The 16,815-nt window shown below is 46.7% G+C and carries 15 protein-coding genes; 7 read left to right on the forward strand and 8 right to left on the reverse strand.

Annotated features, from left to right (window positions below; genetic code table 11):
• Positions 1-10 precede the first annotated feature (10 nt).
• The 5 genes from E2R65_RS01140 to rseP all read left to right on the forward strand — a co-directional run bounded on the left by E2R65_RS01140 (position 11) and on the right by rseP (position 5,845).
• Positions 11-979 carry a glycosyltransferase gene (locus E2R65_RS01140; protein WP_134334642.1) on the forward strand — a complete coding sequence of 323 codons (969 nt, stop codon included), beginning with the start codon at positions 11-13 and terminating at the stop codon, positions 977-979.
• A 9-nt stretch (positions 980-988) separates the two neighbouring features.
• The gene (locus E2R65_RS01145; protein WP_134334643.1) at positions 989-1,717 is read left to right on the forward strand and encodes a hypothetical protein; all 729 of its coding nucleotides are present in this window, start codon (positions 989-991) and stop codon (positions 1,715-1,717) included.
• A 2-nt stretch (positions 1,718-1,719) separates the two neighbouring features.
• Positions 1,720-3,222, forward strand: coding sequence for a GH3 auxin-responsive promoter family protein (locus E2R65_RS01150; RefSeq protein WP_134334644.1), 1,503 nt, complete (start codon positions 1,720-1,722; stop codon positions 3,220-3,222).
• 105 nt (positions 3,223-3,327) lie between these two features.
• Positions 3,328-4,503: a 1-deoxy-D-xylulose-5-phosphate reductoisomerase gene (locus E2R65_RS01155; protein ID WP_134335351.1), complete on the forward strand. Its 1,176-nt coding sequence runs from the start codon at positions 3,328-3,330 to the stop codon at positions 4,501-4,503.
• Positions 4,504-4,519: 16 nt separating this feature from the next.
• Positions 4,520-5,845, forward strand: coding sequence for an RIP metalloprotease RseP (gene rseP, locus E2R65_RS01160; RefSeq protein ID WP_134334645.1), 1,326 nt, complete (start codon positions 4,520-4,522; stop codon positions 5,843-5,845).
• A gap of 290 nt (positions 5,846-6,135) precedes the next feature.
• Here rseP and E2R65_RS01165 read toward each other — a convergent pair whose 3' ends face one another.
• From E2R65_RS01165 to E2R65_RS01180, 4 genes are read right to left on the reverse strand one after another with little or no spacing between them, the layout of a single operon-like run.
• Positions 6,136-6,702: a DUF4199 domain-containing protein gene (locus E2R65_RS01165; protein WP_134334646.1), complete on the reverse strand. Its 567-nt coding sequence runs from the start codon at positions 6,700-6,702 to the stop codon at positions 6,136-6,138.
• A gap of 28 nt (positions 6,703-6,730) precedes the next feature.
• Positions 6,731-7,399, reverse strand: a complete 669-nt coding sequence (locus tag E2R65_RS01170; RefSeq protein ID WP_134334647.1) for a hypothetical protein — start codon at positions 7,397-7,399, stop codon at positions 6,731-6,733.
• Positions 7,400-7,410: 11 nt separating this feature from the next.
• Positions 7,411-8,664, reverse strand: coding sequence for a dihydroorotase (locus E2R65_RS01175; protein ID WP_134334648.1), 1,254 nt, complete (start codon positions 8,662-8,664; stop codon positions 7,411-7,413).
• A gap of 21 nt (positions 8,665-8,685) precedes the next feature.
• A complete protein-coding gene (locus E2R65_RS01180; protein WP_134334649.1) occupies positions 8,686-10,743 on the reverse strand; it encodes a BatA domain-containing protein in 2,058 nt (685 codons plus the stop codon).
• A gap of 111 nt (positions 10,744-10,854) precedes the next feature.
• Between E2R65_RS01180 and E2R65_RS01185 the strand changes: the two genes are divergently transcribed.
• Entirely contained in the window at positions 10,855-12,402 is a 1,548-nt protein-coding gene (locus E2R65_RS01185) for a M20/M25/M40 family metallo-hydrolase (RefSeq protein ID WP_134334650.1), read from the forward strand.
• 62 nt (positions 12,403-12,464) lie between these two features.
• Positions 12,465-12,896 (forward strand): molybdenum cofactor biosynthesis protein MoaE, encoded by a 432-nt coding sequence (locus tag E2R65_RS01190; RefSeq protein ID WP_204986259.1) that lies wholly within the window; start codon positions 12,465-12,467, stop codon positions 12,894-12,896.
• On the opposite strand, the gene E2R65_RS01195 is transcribed toward E2R65_RS01190, so the two are convergent.
• From E2R65_RS01195 to E2R65_RS01210, 4 genes are read right to left on the reverse strand one after another with little or no spacing between them, the layout of a single operon-like run.
• Positions 12,893-13,954, reverse strand: coding sequence for a HesA/MoeB/ThiF family protein (locus E2R65_RS01195; protein WP_134334651.1), 1,062 nt, complete (start codon positions 13,952-13,954; stop codon positions 12,893-12,895). The genes E2R65_RS01190 and E2R65_RS01195 overlap by 4 nt on opposite strands.
• A complete protein-coding gene (locus E2R65_RS01200; protein ID WP_204986260.1) occupies positions 13,944-15,125 on the reverse strand; it encodes an NTP transferase domain-containing protein in 1,182 nt (393 codons plus the stop codon). Before E2R65_RS01200 ends, E2R65_RS01195 begins: the two co-directional genes overlap by 11 nt.
• A complete protein-coding gene (gene moaC, locus E2R65_RS01205) occupies positions 15,106-15,582 on the reverse strand; it encodes a cyclic pyranopterin monophosphate synthase MoaC (RefSeq protein ID WP_134334652.1) in 477 nt (158 codons plus the stop codon). Before moaC ends, E2R65_RS01200 begins: the two co-directional genes overlap by 20 nt.
• 27 nt (positions 15,583-15,609) lie before the next feature.
• A complete protein-coding gene (locus tag E2R65_RS01210) occupies positions 15,610-16,812 on the reverse strand; it encodes a molybdopterin molybdotransferase MoeA (protein WP_134334653.1) in 1,203 nt (400 codons plus the stop codon).
• Between the last annotated feature and the right edge of the window lie 3 nt (positions 16,813-16,815).

A 16,815-nucleotide genomic window follows, 5' to 3' on the forward strand; every position in this document is an offset into this window, starting at 1 on the left:
ATTTGAAAATATGTTTTTTTCCATCATCATACCTCTGTATAACCGCCCCCAGGAAATTGCCGAACTGCTGGCTACCTTAACCCTGCAAACCTACAAGCAGTTTGAAGTTTTGGTTATTGAGGATGGCTCTGTAGAACGTGCCGAAGATATTGTAAAGGGCTATGCAGATAAACTCAACATACGCTACTTTGAAAAAGCCAATGAAGGCCAGGGCTTTACGCGCAACTTCGGCTTTGAACGTGCCAAAGGCGATTATTTTGTGATATTTGATTCGGACTGCCTGATCCCTGCAGATTACCTGCAGATCGTACATGATTCGCTCGGTAAGAACTGGCTGGATGCCTATGGCGGGCCAGACGGCGCACATGAATCATTCACCCCTATCCAAAAAGCCATCAGCTACGCCATGACCTCGCCTTTCACTACAGGCGGCATCCGCGGAAATAAAAAAGGTATCGGTCAGTTTCATCCCCGCAGCTTTAATATGGGGGTATCCCGGGCTGTTTGGGAAAAGGCAGGGGGCTTTATCATCACTCGTTTAGGCGAGGATATTGAGTATAGCATCCGCATCCATTCACTGGGTTATAAAATAGGTTTGATACCAGAAGCCATTGTTTACCATAAACGCCGTACAGATTTTGTTAAGTTTTATAAACAGCTTCATTTTTTTGGTCGTGCACGCATCAACATTTACAAATTCTTCCCCTCGCAATTAAAGCTGGTGCATTTTTTCCCGGCATTTGCCACGCTGGGTATAGCATTTACTTTGGTTGCCAATGTTGCCCGGTTGCCTATAGCCATGCTATGTAACATTTTGTTAGGTGTTTACATTTTGTTAATATTTTTTCACGCGCTTATTAAGAATAAATCAGCAAAAATTGCATTTTTGAGCATTATAGCTGCCATAACGCAACTTACTGCCTACGGGTTGGGATTTATGCAGGATTTTTGGAAGCGTGTTGTGTTAAAAAGATCTTAAAAACGTAGTATGTATCACCCGTTCTCTGTTGCAGAAACCGTAAAGGCTGCATGGGATATTTTCAGAAAGAACTTTGTAACGATTATAGTTTACTCTGTTATTTCCTTTTTTTTACTGGGGGTACTTGGTCTTATCATCGGCTTTATTTATTCGCCCGAAGATTTTTGGGGGTCAATGATTGTAACCTTTATTTTGATCTGGTTGCAGGCATATACTACGCTTGGCCTTTATAAACTGATTTTTACTGTAATTGATAGCGAATACTACGACTTTGAATTTATACAGGTGATACCTAAAGCCAAAATGGTTTGGAGTTATCTGGCGGTAGTTTTCATATTTGCTTTTATAGTAACAAACTTAGGCATACTGGTAGATTATTTAGAAGAAAGCCCCAATATACAGTTTGCTATTGAATTGGTTGCCGGTATAGCCGGCCTGTTTCTTGCACTGCGTATTATGTTTTTCAATACTTTTATAGTAGATGACGCATCAGGCCCAATCGAATCATTAAAACAAAGCTTTGAGTTAACCCGCGGCTATCTTTTAAAGGTAGTTTTAATATTAGGTATCATCATATTGCTAATTGCATTACCTGCAAAACTATCACAAAACTATCCGGCGGTATCATTAACCATACTATTTACTTATCCCTTTGTAAATATCATCCTGGCGGTAACCTATCGTAAGCTTATTTACAGTCATCAGGATGTGGATGATGATTTTGCTGAAACTAATTAATTATGGGGTTAAAGGCAGCTTTAAGCAAGGTATTTGCATGGTATGTAAATAAACAGTTAGATACTATCAGGCAAAATGCTGTGGCGCTTCAGCAAAAAGTTTTTACCGATCTGATATTTGATGCCAAAAATACAGCTTTTGGTCTCGACCATAATTTTGCCAAAATAACATCCTACGAAGACTTTAAGAAACAGGTACCCATACGGGATTACGAACAGCTGCGCCCTTATATTGATCGCGTTGTAAACGGCGAGGCCAACGTAATGTGGCCGGGAAAACCTGCCTATCTGGCTAAAACATCCGGTACAACATCTGGTGTAAAATACATCCCCATCTCAAACGAGAGCATGCCCGAGCATATCAAAGCAGCCCGCAATGCCTTATTAAGCTACATTCATGAAACGGGCAAAGCCGATTTTGTAGATGGCAAGATGATATTTTTACAGGGCAGCCCAATTCTAAACGAAAAAAACGGTGTGCAAACCGGTCGCTTATCAGGTATCGTAGCGCATCATGTGCCGGGCTACTTGCAAAAAAACAGGCTTCCATCCTACCCGACTAACTGCATCGAAGACTGGGAAGAAAAGGTTGATGCCATTGTACAGGAAACCGCTCAAGAAGACCTACGCTTAATATCGGGCATACCGCCCTGGTGCCAGATGTATTTCGACAGGCTTTCGGCCGTATCCGGCGGTAAAAAAATTAAAGATATCTTCCCTAACTTCAAATTATACGTACACGGTGGCGTAAATTACGAGCCATACCGCGCCCGGATGGAAGAAAGTATTGGTTTTAAGATAGATAGTATTGAAACTTACCCGGCATCCGAAGGCTTTATTGCTTTTCAGGATTCGCAGAAGGAAAAAGGCTTGTTGCTGATGGTGGATGCCGGGATCTTCTATGAGTTCATCCCGTCAGACGAGTACTTTAATGACAACCCCACCCGCATCAATTTAAAAGATGTGGAACTGGATAAAAACTACGCGCTTATTATGAATACCAGCGCCGGTTTATGGGGATATAGTTTAGGTGACACGATTAAATTTGTATCTAAAAACCCCTATAAAATTATTGTTAGCGGCCGCGTTAAACATTACATCTCTGCCTTCGGCGAACATGTTATTGGCGAAGAAGTTGAGCAGGCATTAATGGGCGTAGCTGCCGAAGAGGGTGTTGAGGTAACAGAGTTTACCGTAGCCCCGCAGGTTGCCCCTGCTGCAGGCGAATTACCCTACCACGAGTGGTTTATAGAATTTGCAAAAGAGCCCAAAAACCTGGCAGCGTTTGCCTTAAAGGTAGATAAAGCACTACAGCAAAAAAATATTTACTATTTTGACTTGATTGAGGGTAACATATTGCAGCCTTTGATCGTCAGAAGTTTAAAAAAGGATACTTTTATAAACTATATGCGCAGCCAGGGTAAACTTGGCGGCCAAAACAAAGTGCCCCGTTTATCTAACGACAGAAAAATAGCGGATGAACTTGTAAATTATATTAATAAATAAACTCAAACGTAATTGCGGGGCACGAAGAAATCTCCGGTAGAAGAACAGGCGATACCAAGGTTTGCTACGCTCGCAATAACGTGTTATTACACATAATTGGATAATATTAAAAACATAGCCATTCTTGGCTCTACAGGCAGCATTGGCACACAAACGCTTGAGGTTATCAGAGATAACAAGCAGTTGTTTAAGGCTTTTTTGCTTACGGCGCACTCAAATGCCTACCTGCTTATAGAGCAGTGCCTGGAATTTGTACCGGCCTACGCCATAATTTGCGACGAAAGCAAACACCAGCAAGTTCAAGAATCGCTTGCCCATTTACCTGTAAAAGTTTTGGCCGGGCATGAAGCCATTAAGGAGATGGTTACCCATACCGATATTGATATTGTACTGACCGCCATGGTTGGTTTTGCCGGCCTGGAGCCTACTATCAATGCCATCAAAGCGGGTAAAGACATCGCGTTAGCCAATAAAGAAACTTTGGTTGTAGCCGGCGAGATCATAACCAGCCTTGCCAAAGCACATAACGTTAAGATATTACCTGTAGATAGCGAGCATTCGGCTATTTTCCAGTGCCTTACGGGCGAGCAGGATAATACTGTAGAAAAAATTATCCTTACAGCATCCGGCGGGCCGTTCCGTGGCAAAGACGCTGCTTACCTGGCCAATGTAACCCGCGAGCATGCCCTTAAGCATCCCAACTGGGTAATGGGTGCTAAGATCACCATTGATTCGGCTTCGCTGATGAATAAGGGCTTAGAAGTTATAGAGGCGAAATGGTTGTTTGATCTGCAGGCCGATCAGATAGATGTGATCGTTCATCCACAGTCTATTATACATTCGCTGGTACAGTTTCAGGATGGGTCGATAAAAGCACAAATGGGTTTGCCGGATATGAAGCTGCCTATACAATATGCGCTTACTTACCCCAACCGGGTTAAAACAAACTTTAAGCGCTTTAATTTTTTAGATTACCCTAACCTGACGTTTGAACAGCCGGATATGGATACCTTCAGGAACCTGAAACTGGCTTTTGAGGCATTGGAGCGTGGCGGTAATATGCCTTGTATAATCAATGCAGCCAACGAAGTAGCTGTAGCGGCGTTTCTAAAAAACGAGACAGGCTTTTTAGAAATGAGTGACGTAATTGAAACCTGCATGCAGAAAATTAGCTACATACCGGCCCCATCATTAAACGACTATTTGAATACTGATAAAGAAACACGCATATTTGCGCAAAATTTAATACAAAAAATGCCGTTAAAGGCAATACGATCTTAATACATAAATATAACGGATGAGCGTTTTGATAATGGCCGGCCAACTGATACTTGGTCTTTCAATTTTGGTGATACTACACGAGTTCGGGCATTTTATAGCCGCCCGCGCTTTCGGAATAAAGGTTGAGAAATTTTACTTGTTTTTTGATGCCTGGGGCGTAAGCCTTTTTAAATTTAACTATAAAGGTGTTGAATACGGTATTGGCTGGTTACCGCTTGGCGGCTATGTTAAAATTGCCGGGATGATAGACGAATCTATGGATACCGACCAGCTGGCAGGCCCTCCTCAGCCCTGGGAATTCAGGGCAAAACCGGCCTGGCAGCGCCTGATTGTGATGCTTGGCGGTATTATCGTAAACATTATAGTTGGTATATTTATATTTTGGGTGCTTACCATCCGCTATGGCGAAACTTACACGCCCAACGCCAATATACAATATGGTATAGTACCGGGTATCATCGGGCAAAAAATGGGGTTAAGGGCCGGCGATAAGATCAATGCGGTAAATGGCAGGCACATAGTACGTTACGAAGACCTGATCAGCTCAAAGGTATTGCTGGATAAAACCGTTTTAAACGTACAGCGCGACAACCAGAACCTGGATATTAAGGTACCTGCTACCATTCTTAATGACCTGTCTGACTATGGTATAGAAGAGTTTATAACCCCCAGGGTAAAATTCGCCATAGATACGGTGGCTGCTAAAAGCGGCGCCCAAAATGCAGGCTTAAAAAAAGGTGACAGTATTATTGCGGTAAACGGTGTTGTTACGCCCTACTTTGACCAGATGCAGGCCCAACTGCGCCAAAACAAAAACAAACAGGTAGAGCTTACGGTTAAGCATGACACTGCTGTACAGTTAGTTAAGGCACAAATTAACAAAGAAGGCGTGCTGGGCTTTAAGCCAAAAGTGGTGCTTCCAAAGCGGGAAACTATCAAATACAGCTTTTTTGCCTCTTTGCCGGTTGGCGCTACAAAGGCCTGGGGCATGTTTACGGATAATGCGAAGGGCATTGGCAAGATCTTTACAGGGCAGGTTAAGGCCCGTAAAGCCATATCAAGCCCTATAGGCATCGCTGTGATGTTTGGCAGCCATGTAGACTGGATCCGCTTTTGGAGCCTTGTGGGCTTCCTTTCGATGGTTTTAGCACTAACTAACCTGTTGCCCATCCCGGGGCTGGATGGTGGCCATACGGTATTTCTGCTTATAGAGATGATAAAGGGCAAACCATTAAGCGATAAGTTTTTAGAACGCGCCCAGATAGTAGGCTTTGTATTACTGATATCATTGATGGTATTTGCCTTTGGCAACGACATTGTAAAACAGGTGATGAAAAAATAATTTCGGAGGCAAGAACAGAAAATAAAAATAAAAAATCAACGGGCCGCTCCAGTTTTGGGGCGACTTTTTCACGACCAAATTTCACTTTTTTTCGCCCTTTTTTCGCCCTCCATTCGCCCTTTACTGGTTATTGTTTCACCCCGTTGCAATGGTGTCAGTATCACGCCACCATTTATCCCATATTTTTACTTTGCAATTTTTGTTTGGATAATTTCAGCCGACAAAAAATCAGGCCAAAAAAAGCCCGGCTGGTAAACAGACGGGCTTGAACTTTTTTATTTTATGAGCAATTAAACCGTTGGATCCGGATAGTCTTCGGCAGCCGCGGAATTTCTTCTTTCGATGTCCTGTAATGTAGGTTCTTTTTTAAGAATGGCAGCACCGATCAGGGCTACGATACAACCAAATATCAGCGTGCTGATGGCCGTAGCTATGGCACCGAAAATGGCACCGTACTTTGTACCCATTTCTAAAGTTTTATCAATCTGGTCCTGAGACATTCCTTTATCTTCCATAGCGGTTTGCTGGGCCTCCATTGCTTTGGTAAGCATTTCGGGGCTTAAAATACCCAGGTATATGTATATAAAGATGGCCAGCAGCAATCCACCAAACAGTGAATATCTAAAACCAGGGTTAAAGGCTTGCCCAAAAGTTATAAAACCACCCAATTGATCTTTATACTCTTTTTGTGCTAAAAAACAAAAGGCAATAAACGGGAGATAACCCACATACTTTGCAGGCGAATTCTGATCGATATTAAGCAACTGGAATGCATACGTTATCACGATAGATACGACTACATAGATCAATGCCCACTTTGTTGCAATGGCTGTAGGGTTTGGTGCTGTTTTTTCCATGATTGACGGGGATAGGTTTGAATTGATTTTATTTAAAGCTAAACAATATTTCTAAAACAGCCATATCAAAGGGCTTATTAATGGCGCTGTCGGCAACGGTGCTTTTTTCAGTATCGCCGGCTTCGGGGTTCTGGAAAAAGCAGATCATCGGGTAAAACAGCTCTTTTACCTCAGAGTCTTCGGGGATGGTTTTGGCCACTTTGGCTACCTCGCTTACCGGGCTTTCTACCAGCACCTGATGCGCTATAACCGGCTCGTAAATACGGTACTCATCCTGAAACTCATCCTCATCTACCAACAAAAATTCTTTCAGGTAATCTTCCAGTTCAGGGTCAATATCTTCGTCCTCGCATTCATTCAGGTATAAAAGCAGGTTCAGCAGTTCGGTACCGCGGTCAAGCGTTTGCTCCTCTATATCCTCCCATTCGGGGGTTTCCAGGTAATCGTCTTCCAGTTTCTTCACATCTTCGCTAAAAAAATTGATCATCAGCAGGTCAAAGAATACCTCGCGCAATTCTTCCAGTTGCGGGTGCTCGTCAAAAGCGGCATCAAGCAGGTCTACCTTGGTTAAAAAGTCACCGTCAGATGCGAATACGGTGTTGAATTGTCCGTTTAATGCAGCAGCATCAAAACTGCCATATTTAGTAAATGCCGTTAAAGCACCTGTAACGGCTAAACTTACTTTTAGGTCGGTCATGTGTATAATTTTTAGTTTTTAAAAATTTGGTTATTGTTACAGGTTAACAATACTTTGCCTTTTAAGTTCTGCCCGATAAACGGCGAGTTGTAACTTTTTGACCTGTTTACGGCCCTGCCATATTCCCAGCCGGCATCCATACCAAATACTACCAGGTTAGCCGGGGCGCCCTCGGCCAAAACAGCGGCATCCACTTTTAAAATTTTGCGCGGGTTTACCGATAGCTTTTCTACAATAAGGGCAGCAGGCAAGCCTAAGCCAACCAGCAAAGATAAAGCAGTTTGCAAGCCGATGATACCGTATTCGGCAACTTCAAACTCTACATCCTTAAACTCTATCTCGTGCGGGGTGTGTTGTGTTACAACGGCATCAATGGTACCATCCTGCAGCCCGGCCAAAAGCGCATCCACATCCTTTTGGGTGCGCAGCGGCGGTTTCACCTTGTAAAGGCTGTCGAAACCCATTAAGGCATCATCGGTAAGTACCAGGTTGTGCACGGCAACATCGCAGGTTACCTTGATGCCCTTGCGTTTAGCATCGCGTATCAGCTCTACCGCGTGTTGGGTAGATATGGTTGTAAAATGAATTTCAGAACCGGTGTCTTCGGCCAGGTAAAGGTCTCGGGCTATCATCAGCTCTTCGGCCAGCGCGGGGATGCCTTTCATGCCCAGCATGGTACTTACAATGCCTTCGTTAACCTTTGCCTTGCCGGCTATAGAGGTATCCTCGGGGTATGATATCACCTTTGCGCCAAAATTTTGCACATAAAGCATGGCGCGCTCCATCAGGCCGGCATCCTGCACCGGGTGGTTACCATCCGTAAAGGCTTTGGCGCCGCTTTTAAACATATCAAACATCTCGGCCATATCCTTACCCTCGCGGTTAGCAGAGATAGCGCCAAGCGGATAAATATCTACCAGGTTGCCTTTAGCGCGGTTAAGCAGGTACTCTACCTCGGCTTTGGAGTGTACCGGCGGCTGGGTGTTGGGCATTAATGCAATGCCCGTATAACCGCCTGCTGCCGCTGCCGCCGTACCGGTTTGCAGGTCCTCCTTAACTTCCAGGCCCAGTTCGCCAATGTTGCAGTTCAGGTCAAAAAAACCGGGGGCAACATACTGGCCGCCGGCATCTACAGATTTTACATCTGCATCTATGGCCTTTGCTATTTTGGTGATGATGCCTTTTTCAATTAAAATATCGGCAACCTTGTTATTAAAGGGCGAAGCGGGGTCTACAACAGTGGCGGATTTGATTAGCAAATTCATTAGCGCTGTTTTATGGTGCGGTTAGCTGATATCTGCCGGTTGCGAAACGCTTTTTTGATGTGTTTTATAAAACCTGATCAGCAGCGTTTCTACAGCCAGAAATATCAGGGCCAAAATTATACAAAGTTTCCATAATTGAAGCCCCGAATTTGCAGGGCCGGTAATACTTTCTGCATTTAATTTATCGCCGTTTAACAAGGTACTGTTTTTAGGGAACAGTTTTTCCAGCTGCGAAGCGGTTAAATAGCTCAGGTCGCTTTCGCTGCGGTTATCATTAAACGCCAGCACGGCTGCGGTGCTATCCTGCTTTTTCAGCTCGTAAATGCCCGTTTCTGCCAGCTGGCGGGGCAGGTAAAGCATGGTGCTCCCCTCCTGCTGCTTTACATCCGGTATAATGGTTTGGTTGCCTTTAACCAGTTTTACCAGCTGCTTTTCTGTAGCCTGCATCGGTACGGTCTCTATGGGCTGGTTATTGCCTGCAGTATAAAACAGCGGCTGGTCGTGCCCGCTCAACATGGCTATCCTTAACATCACGGGCACAAACAAAGCGTGTACCGGCAGGTTGCTAAAATCCTCGTTAAGCGGTACGGCGCAGGTATATACCTTGCCCCGGCCTGCGGTAGTGCCCTGCCATAAGGCATTGCCGTTTTGCAGTTTCATGAGGTATTCGCCGCTGCGCGTGCCGGCAGTAAGGTTATAATATTTTTTAATTACGGGCAGGTCCGGGTTTTGGGGGGATGCCTCAAATATGCTTTTAAAAACCTGGCTTTGCAGGTTAATGGCCGATACCTTGGCTGCTTCGGCTACCAGGCCCTGCGGGTAAGGTGCGCCAAGTGGCTGTAAAAAGGCCCGGTAACTGCTTATATCGGCCTCTGCCGGTAAAAACACCATTACCGTGCCGCCTTTGCCCGCATAGGTTTTTAAGGCCTGCGCCAAACCTGCCGACAGGCTTTTTATATCACTAAGCACCATAATAGGATAAGCGTTTAAACCGGCATAATCTACATTACCATCGGGCACCTGCTTTGGCGCAAAAAAAGCATCTGCGGCAAAAACCGCGCTTAAATATTTATTGGGTGTACCGCCATTGATCAATAACACCGGCAGCTGCCCGGTTACCTTAAAGGTAAAGTAAAACTGGTTATCAAAGGTTACGGGGTTATCCTGCAGCTGGATAACCGCCCGCTGCCAGCCGCCCTGCAGGCCCGAAAAGGATAGCGTATCCGTTTGTGCCGACCGGGCCTTTACCGTAAAGCTGCCTATGGCCTTTTGCCCGCCGTTGATAAGCAATTTTAGCGGCACCTTCTCTGCCGCCTTATCTGCATAGTTACGCAGCCGTACCACCATTCTTTCGTTCTCGCCGGGGCGATGAGTGGCGTTCAGCATCCATACAGAATCTACCGCCACATTGGGCAGCGTACCGGCCTTTAGCTGCACCAGGTTAACCGGGATGCCGGCATCCGGATTGCCCGGCCCGCCCTGTAGGTTCTGCTGAAAATCCGACAGGATATAAATGGCCTTTGATGCGCCCTGCTGCATGTTCAGCAGGCTTTGCTGCCTGGCCAGTATCTGTTTCAGCTCCCTGCTTTGTGCACTTATCTTCACGGCATCAACCGCATCGTTAAATTCGGTACGGTTAAGCAGGCGCTGATGCCTGCCCTCAAAATCCTGCGTAAGCAGCTGGAAACGATCGTTAATATTATAGGCGGCGGCAATTTGTTTGGCTTTTTGTTTGGCCTGGTCAAGCAGGCTGCCCTCGCGGTTTAGGGTTTGCATGGAGTAAGAGTTATCTACAAAAACACTTACCACCTGCTGCCTGCCTGCATTTACCTGGTTTTTACCGGGGATGTAGGGCCTTGCAAAAGCCAGCACCAAAAATAACAGGGCCAGCAGGCGCGCGGCCAGTATCAGCCGTTCTTTTAAATTACGGCGGCTGGCCTGCTGCTCCTGCACTTCTTTCAAAAACTGCACATTGCTGAAATATACCTTTTTATACCGCCTGAAATTAAACAGGTGGATAACCACAGGTATAGCCAGCGTTAATAGTGCAAATAAAAAAGCGGGATACAGAAAGTGCATTAGGCAAATGTGCAAATTATTGGGCAGATGCAACAGGTTTTAACAACACAATTTGCGCTTGTAATAACATTAATGTAGCTTTAGATAAACTTAACTGTAACCACAAAAACAATGAAACATCTTTCTTTAAAACTGGCTTTTGCTGCAGGGATGCTTACCTGTACCGGGGCGCTGGCACAAGATACGGCAGTATTTAACCGCATCCGCCGGGCCGAAATGAGCAGTTCGCAGATCCCGCAGATCGCGCATTACATCACCGATGTAGCCGGCGCAAGGCTTACGGCATCGCCGGGTTATAAGCGTGCTGCCACCTGGGCGGTAGAAACCATGACCAAGTGGGGCCTGGTAAACGCCAGGCTTGAACCTTGGGGAGATTTTGGTAAACAATGGGACCTGCAGGATTTTAGCATCATCATGAAAGCCCCTTACGTGCAAACCGTAATGGCCTACCCCAACCCCTGGAGTGCAAGCACCAACGGTTTACAGCAAGGGCAGGTTACTTTATTAACCCCTGCACAAACCATGGATACGGCCTATATTGCACAGCACCTGGCCGATTTTAAGGGGAAATTTATTTTAGTTGCGGGTGGCGGGGTTAGTAAAGATGTAAACTTTAAAGCACCGGCCAAACGCCTTACCGACGAAGAACTGGCCAATATGAAAGATACTTATATGGTTACGCATCAGCAAATAGAATCGTACGCGGGGTATTTTAAAATATTTGCTAAAGTAGATGCGCTGATCAAACAATCGGGTGCGCTGGCGGTCATCAACGGGTCGACATCTAACAATAACGGGACTGTTTTTGTGCAGGATATGGGCACACATAAACTCACCGCACCATCAGCTGTGCCTAAAATATCTATGGCTTACGAGGATGGGCAAAAGATAAAACGCCTTGTACAAGGCGGCCAGCCCGTTGAACTGGCCATTAACATTAACGCTAAAAGTTATACCGACGATATTAAAGGCTATAACGTGGTGGCCGAAATACCGGGTACCGACCCTAAACTAAAATCGCAGCTGGTAATGCTTGGCGGCCACCTGGATTCGTGGACGGCAGCTACCGGTGCTACTGATAATGGCGCAGGTTGTATTGTGATGCTGGAAGCTGTGCGCCTGCTGGATTCACTGGGCCTTAAACCAAAGCGCACCATTCGTATTGCCTTGTGGGGCGGCGAAGAACAAGGCGTTTACGGCTCTTACAATTATGCCAAAAACCATTTTATGGGCACCGATTATAAACTAAAGCCCGAGCAGGCAAAGGTATCTGCCTATTATAACCTGGATAACGGCACGGGCAAGATCCGCGGGATATTCACCCAAAGCAATACCGCCATTAAACCGATATTTGAAAAATGGTTTGCACCGTTTAATGATCTGGGGGCTAAAACCGTTACCCTGAGCAATACCGGTTCTACAGATCACCTTTCATTCGACTGGGCGGGAATCCCGGGCTTTCAGTTCATTCAGGACCCGATAGATTACGAAACCAAAACACACCACAGCAACCAGGATAATTACGACCACCTGCAGATAGATGACCTGAAACAGGCCGCTATCATTGTAGCATCCTTTGTGTATCAAACCAGCATCGAAAAAGAAATGATGCCGCGCAAACCCCTGGTTAAAGAGATTTTTGCTTTTGACGGATTATAATCTGCCAAAGCCTGAAAATATTAAAACGGCCTTTGCATATTTGCAGGGCCGTTTTAATTGATATGGATACGCCCATGCAAACCGAAATAAAAATACAATCCGAACCGCTTAACATACAAAACTGTATAGACCGGGTAATGGCACCCGACTGCGGAGGGATTGACATTTTTATTGGTACCGTACGCAATGCAACCAAAGGGCGGCCTGTATTAAAACTTGAGTTTGAGGCATACAAACCAATGGCTGTTAGTGAGATAAATAAGATAACCGATCGGGTTTTTGAGCGATGGCCGGTACAAAAGGTACTGGTGCACCACCGTACCGGGATATTGCAGGTGGGCGAAATACCGGTTATTATAGCCGTGGCTGCCGCCCACCGGGATGCCGCTTTCGAGGCCTGCCGCTACATCATCGATACGCTTAAGCAAACCGTACCTATCTGGAAAAAAGAGTTTTTTGAGGATGGTGAAGTTTGGGTGGCGGCGCATCCTTAATGCTGGTTAAGGCCCCACCGGCCCAGGCCGCCTTCTAAAGAGCAGGCCTTTACACCCGGCAATTTTTGCTGTAGCAGCTTCACAGCTTCCGCACTCCTTTTACCCGATGAACAATAAAATACGTACGTTTTATCCGGCTCAAATTCATCCAGGTTATCTGCCACTTCGTCCAGTTCAAAATGCATTCCGCCAATATGATATTCATCCCGCTCCTGGTCGGTGCGTACATCCACCAGGGTTAGGGTATTATTGGCCAGGCCGTTTTTGGTTTCGGCGGCGGTAATGGTAAGGACGGGGGCGGTTTGCTGCAGCGCGGTGATATGGGTTTTGGTTAACCCGCCAATTTTAATAACCCGGCTTTGCATATTTTGGGCATCAAACAACAGCAGCTTACCGGCAAGCAATTCGCCCGTGCCTGTAATATACTTTATTACCTCATTAGCCTGCATACAGCCAATTATCCCGGCCAGGGTGGGTATTACCCCGCCTATAACACAATCAGGCACCTGCGCGGCATCTGCATGCGGGTAAACGTCGCGGTAATTAGGCGATCTGCTGCCGTCATCATGCTTCATATTCCAAACGGCAACCTGGCCTTCATACTGGTAAATGGCGCCATAAATAACCGGCTTGCCTGCTAATACGGCTGCATCATTCAGCAAATAACGGGTTTCAAAATTATCTGTAGCATCAACTATAACATCATAATTATCAATAATTTGCATTACGTTGGCTGAAGTTATTTTAACAATATGCGGCACCGGTTTTATGCCGGGGTTTTGCTGCTGCAAACGCGCACAAGCCACCTCGGCCTTTAGCTTGCCGGCATCATCGCTGTGGTATAAGATCTGCCGGTGCAGGTTGCTGATAGATACGGTATCAAAATCGGCTATGCCCAGCGTGCCTATACCGCTTGCTGCCAGGTACTGGGCAGCGGGGCAGCCCAGCCCGCCTGCACCTGCAATCAGCACCCTGGCATGCTGCAATAGTTTTTGTGCCGCCTCGCCAAAACCGGGCAAGGCCATCTGGCAGCTGTATCGTAGTAGGTCAGGGTGCATGGGTACCGGCTATTTTTTGGTGAAGGATGCGTTTGATCCTGTCCAATTCTTCGGGGGTATTTACGTTGGCCAGGGCATCGGGGTTTGGTGCCTGCAACAGGGCCACATCGCTATTGATAAGCACCTTGCGCGGGCAGGAATACCCCTGAGCCAGATATTGAAGTAACACCGGATAAGCTTTTGGTTCATAAATAGTTATCAAAGGTTCTGGGAAGCCTTGGTCGGTACCCCGGTAAGCCGTGGCCATAGCCGCCGTGTTACGATTATCTGCCAGGTGCTGCAGTACACCGGCATCTGCCAAGGGCAGGTCGCAGGCAATAACCAGCCACGCCGCATCGGGCTGTTCGCGAAACGCCGAAAGGATGGCACCGTAAGGACCAAGCCCGGTAAAAGTATCGTGCAGGCTGCTATAACCGGCATCTACCTCGTTTTGCTGCGCGGCATCCCGGCAGGAAATGTACACCCCGGCGCAATGCTTGTTCAGCAGATCGGCCAGATGATAGCGCTGCTGCTTACCGTACCAGTTTACTGCGGCCTTATCATAACCCATGCGGGTGCTTTTACCACCGGCCAATACCAGCCCGTTCAAAACAGGCCGGGCTTGCTGTAACTGTGCCCGGAAGAAGCTGATGATGCCTGCAGTATCATCGTTTAGTTTTAATATGGGGATCTGCTGCCAGTTGGGCAGGGCTTGCTGTATAAAATCGGGCAAGCCGTCTGCATTGTCAGCTAACAAAAAAAGCTGCACATGGGTTAACTGTGCTACCCTTTTTTGCAGCGACGCCCGTTTATTGGTATCGATGATCACCACCTGCGCCTTTGCCTGCTGATGGTTGCCGTTAACCAGCACCAGATCCATCCCGGCAAAAAGTTCGCGCTGTGTAAACGGGGTAAGGGCCGCCTTAAAATTCAGCTGGGCGTGATTGATCTGATCGGTATATTCTAACGCGGCACCGCCGGCCAGCTTACCCGGCAGGCCTACCATATCGTCGTTATGCGAAGTATCGGCATAGGCACAGCGGTATTGTGCCGACAGGGCGGTAATCACCTGGTCTGCCAGGAATTTGATCACCGTACAGGGCCCGCCTAAAATAGCCCACTCGTTACGGGCAAAGTAGCCCATTGCCGGGCGCGTAATGGCCGGATGCTTTTTATGATCGTTTAAAGTCACGTTTACCTCCTGTTTTTGAGATGAGCCTGGTTTGTTTTATCACAATATCGTGGCTCATGGCCTTGCACATATCGTACACGGTAAGCGCCGCTATTGATGCCCCCACAAGGGCCTCCATTTCGATACCTGTTTTAGCGGTGACACTTGCCGTACATTCAATTACTACTTCATTCTGTGCCGATAAGGCAATGGTTACCTTGCAATTATCCATCCCCAGCGGGTGGCAAAGCGGTATCAGGTCGCCTGTTTTTTTAGCCGCCATAATGCCGGCAACAATAGCCGTTTGAAAAACCGAACCCTTTTTACTTTGCAGTTCGCCGCCTGCCAGGTGCTGCAAAACGGCATCGGGCAAAACCACAATGCTTTGGGCTGTGGCGGTGCGGTAAGTAACCTGCTTTTGAGCTACATCAACCATACCCGGGTTATTGTCCTTATCTAAATGAGTGAGTTGTTCCATCGTTGATCTTACTGCTTTAATATCATTTTACACCGGTTTAAACAGGTGTACCTTAAATACCTCGCCTTGTTTAAACTCATTTTTTGCTAAGGGCAGCTCCATAAAAGCATCGGTATCAGCTAAATTGGCAAAATCACCTGATCCGTTGCCCTCCACAGGCCGGGCCGATAATACGCCCTGGTCTGTAAAGGTAAGCTTAACCTGTAAAAAGTACTGTAACTGCGGCGTAAAGGTAAAGTTACCGGCCAGCTGCGCATATACCGGTGGTTGCGGCGGCAAGCCAAGCGTGGCATTCAGCCACGGCAAAAAATAGCGGTGCAGGCACATAAACGTAGCTACCGGGTTACCGGGGAAGGCAAACACCAGCACGCCATTTTGATGCCTGCCGAACCAAAAGGGCTTGCCCGGCCTTTGCTGCACTTTATGGAACAGCTTTTTCACCTCCAGATCTTCTAATGCCTGGGGGATATAATCAAACTTACCCATGCTGATGCCGCCGCTTAACAGGATCACATCATAATTTTGCAGGCAATGCCCGATCTGTTTTTTGGTAACCGCAGGGTCATCGGGGATATGCAGCATATCTGCAGGTAAGCCATGCCCGGTTAAAACAGCTTTGATAGTATAATTATTAGAGCGGCGGATCTGGTAGCCCGAAGGTTCGTCCGTAACATCCACCAGTTCATCGCCCGATGAGATGATCATCACCCGGGGATGCTTTTTAACCGGCAGCGCGGCTTCGCCAACAGATGCAGCTAAACTTATGATAGCCGGTGTTACTAACTGATCTTTAGCTGCTACGGTATCGCCCTGTTTTTTGTCTTTCCCCTTTGAATGAATATTCTGCCCCTGTTTCACATCAGCTACCAGCAGTTTAGCCACACCATTGTTGATATCAAGATCTTCATACCGGATGATCGTATCGAGCGTTGCAGACAGCGCCGCCCCCGTCATGATCTCGATACATTCACCGGTTGCGCCTATGTTTACAGGCTCCTCTCCCGCTGCCTGGGTTGCCTTTATGTGGTATGATGTAACACCCTGCTGTATTGCCTGGTATGTGATGGCAATACCATCCATGGTAACCCGGTTAAAGGGCGGCAAATCGCGGTCGGCCTTAATATCTGCAGCTAAAACACGGCCCAGGGCCTGTTCAAAAGGCAGGGTTTCGGTGCCGTAATCCTGTAGCCGGGCAAGTATAATCTGTTCGGCTTCTTCTACCGTTGTCATCTT

Source organism: Mucilaginibacter phyllosphaerae, from assembly GCF_004378255.1.
Taxonomy (GTDB): Bacteria; Bacteroidota; Bacteroidia; order Sphingobacteriales; family Sphingobacteriaceae; genus Mucilaginibacter; species Mucilaginibacter phyllosphaerae.

What these genes read in the sequence shown, in the direction of transcription:
- E2R65_RS01210 (WP_134334653.1), bottom strand. Translation starts at nt 16,812, where the DNA reads ATGACAACGGTAGAAGAAGCCGAACAGATTATACTTGCCCGGCTACAG.
- E2R65_RS01185 (WP_134334650.1), top strand. Translation starts at nt 10,855, where the DNA reads ATGAAACATCTTTCTTTAAAACTGGCTTTTGCTGCAGGGATGCTTACC.
- E2R65_RS01195 (WP_134334651.1), bottom strand. Translation starts at nt 13,954, where the DNA reads ATGCACCCTGACCTACTACGATACAGCTGCCAGATGGCCTTGCCCGGT.
- moaC (WP_134334652.1), bottom strand. Translation starts at nt 15,582, where the DNA reads ATGGAACAACTCACTCATTTAGATAAGGACAATAACCCGGGTATGGTT.
- E2R65_RS01175 (WP_134334648.1), bottom strand. Translation starts at nt 8,664, where the DNA reads ATGAATTTGCTAATCAAATCCGCCACTGTTGTAGACCCCGCTTCGCCC.
- rseP (WP_134334645.1), top strand. Translation starts at nt 4,520, where the DNA reads ATGAGCGTTTTGATAATGGCCGGCCAACTGATACTTGGTCTTTCAATT.
- E2R65_RS01180 (WP_134334649.1), bottom strand. Translation starts at nt 10,743, where the DNA reads ATGCACTTTCTGTATCCCGCTTTTTTATTTGCACTATTAACGCTGGCT.
- E2R65_RS01150 (WP_134334644.1), top strand. Translation starts at nt 1,720, where the DNA reads ATGGGGTTAAAGGCAGCTTTAAGCAAGGTATTTGCATGGTATGTAAAT.
- E2R65_RS01190 (WP_204986259.1), top strand. Translation starts at nt 12,465, where the DNA reads ATGGATACGCCCATGCAAACCGAAATAAAAATACAATCCGAACCGCTT.
- E2R65_RS01145 (WP_134334643.1), top strand. Translation starts at nt 989, where the DNA reads ATGTATCACCCGTTCTCTGTTGCAGAAACCGTAAAGGCTGCATGGGAT.
- E2R65_RS01165 (WP_134334646.1), bottom strand. Translation starts at nt 6,702, where the DNA reads ATGGAAAAAACAGCACCAAACCCTACAGCCATTGCAACAAAGTGGGCA.
- E2R65_RS01140 (WP_134334642.1), top strand. Translation starts at nt 11, where the DNA reads ATGTTTTTTTCCATCATCATACCTCTGTATAACCGCCCCCAGGAAATT.
- E2R65_RS01170 (WP_134334647.1), bottom strand. Translation starts at nt 7,399, where the DNA reads ATGACCGACCTAAAAGTAAGTTTAGCCGTTACAGGTGCTTTAACGGCA.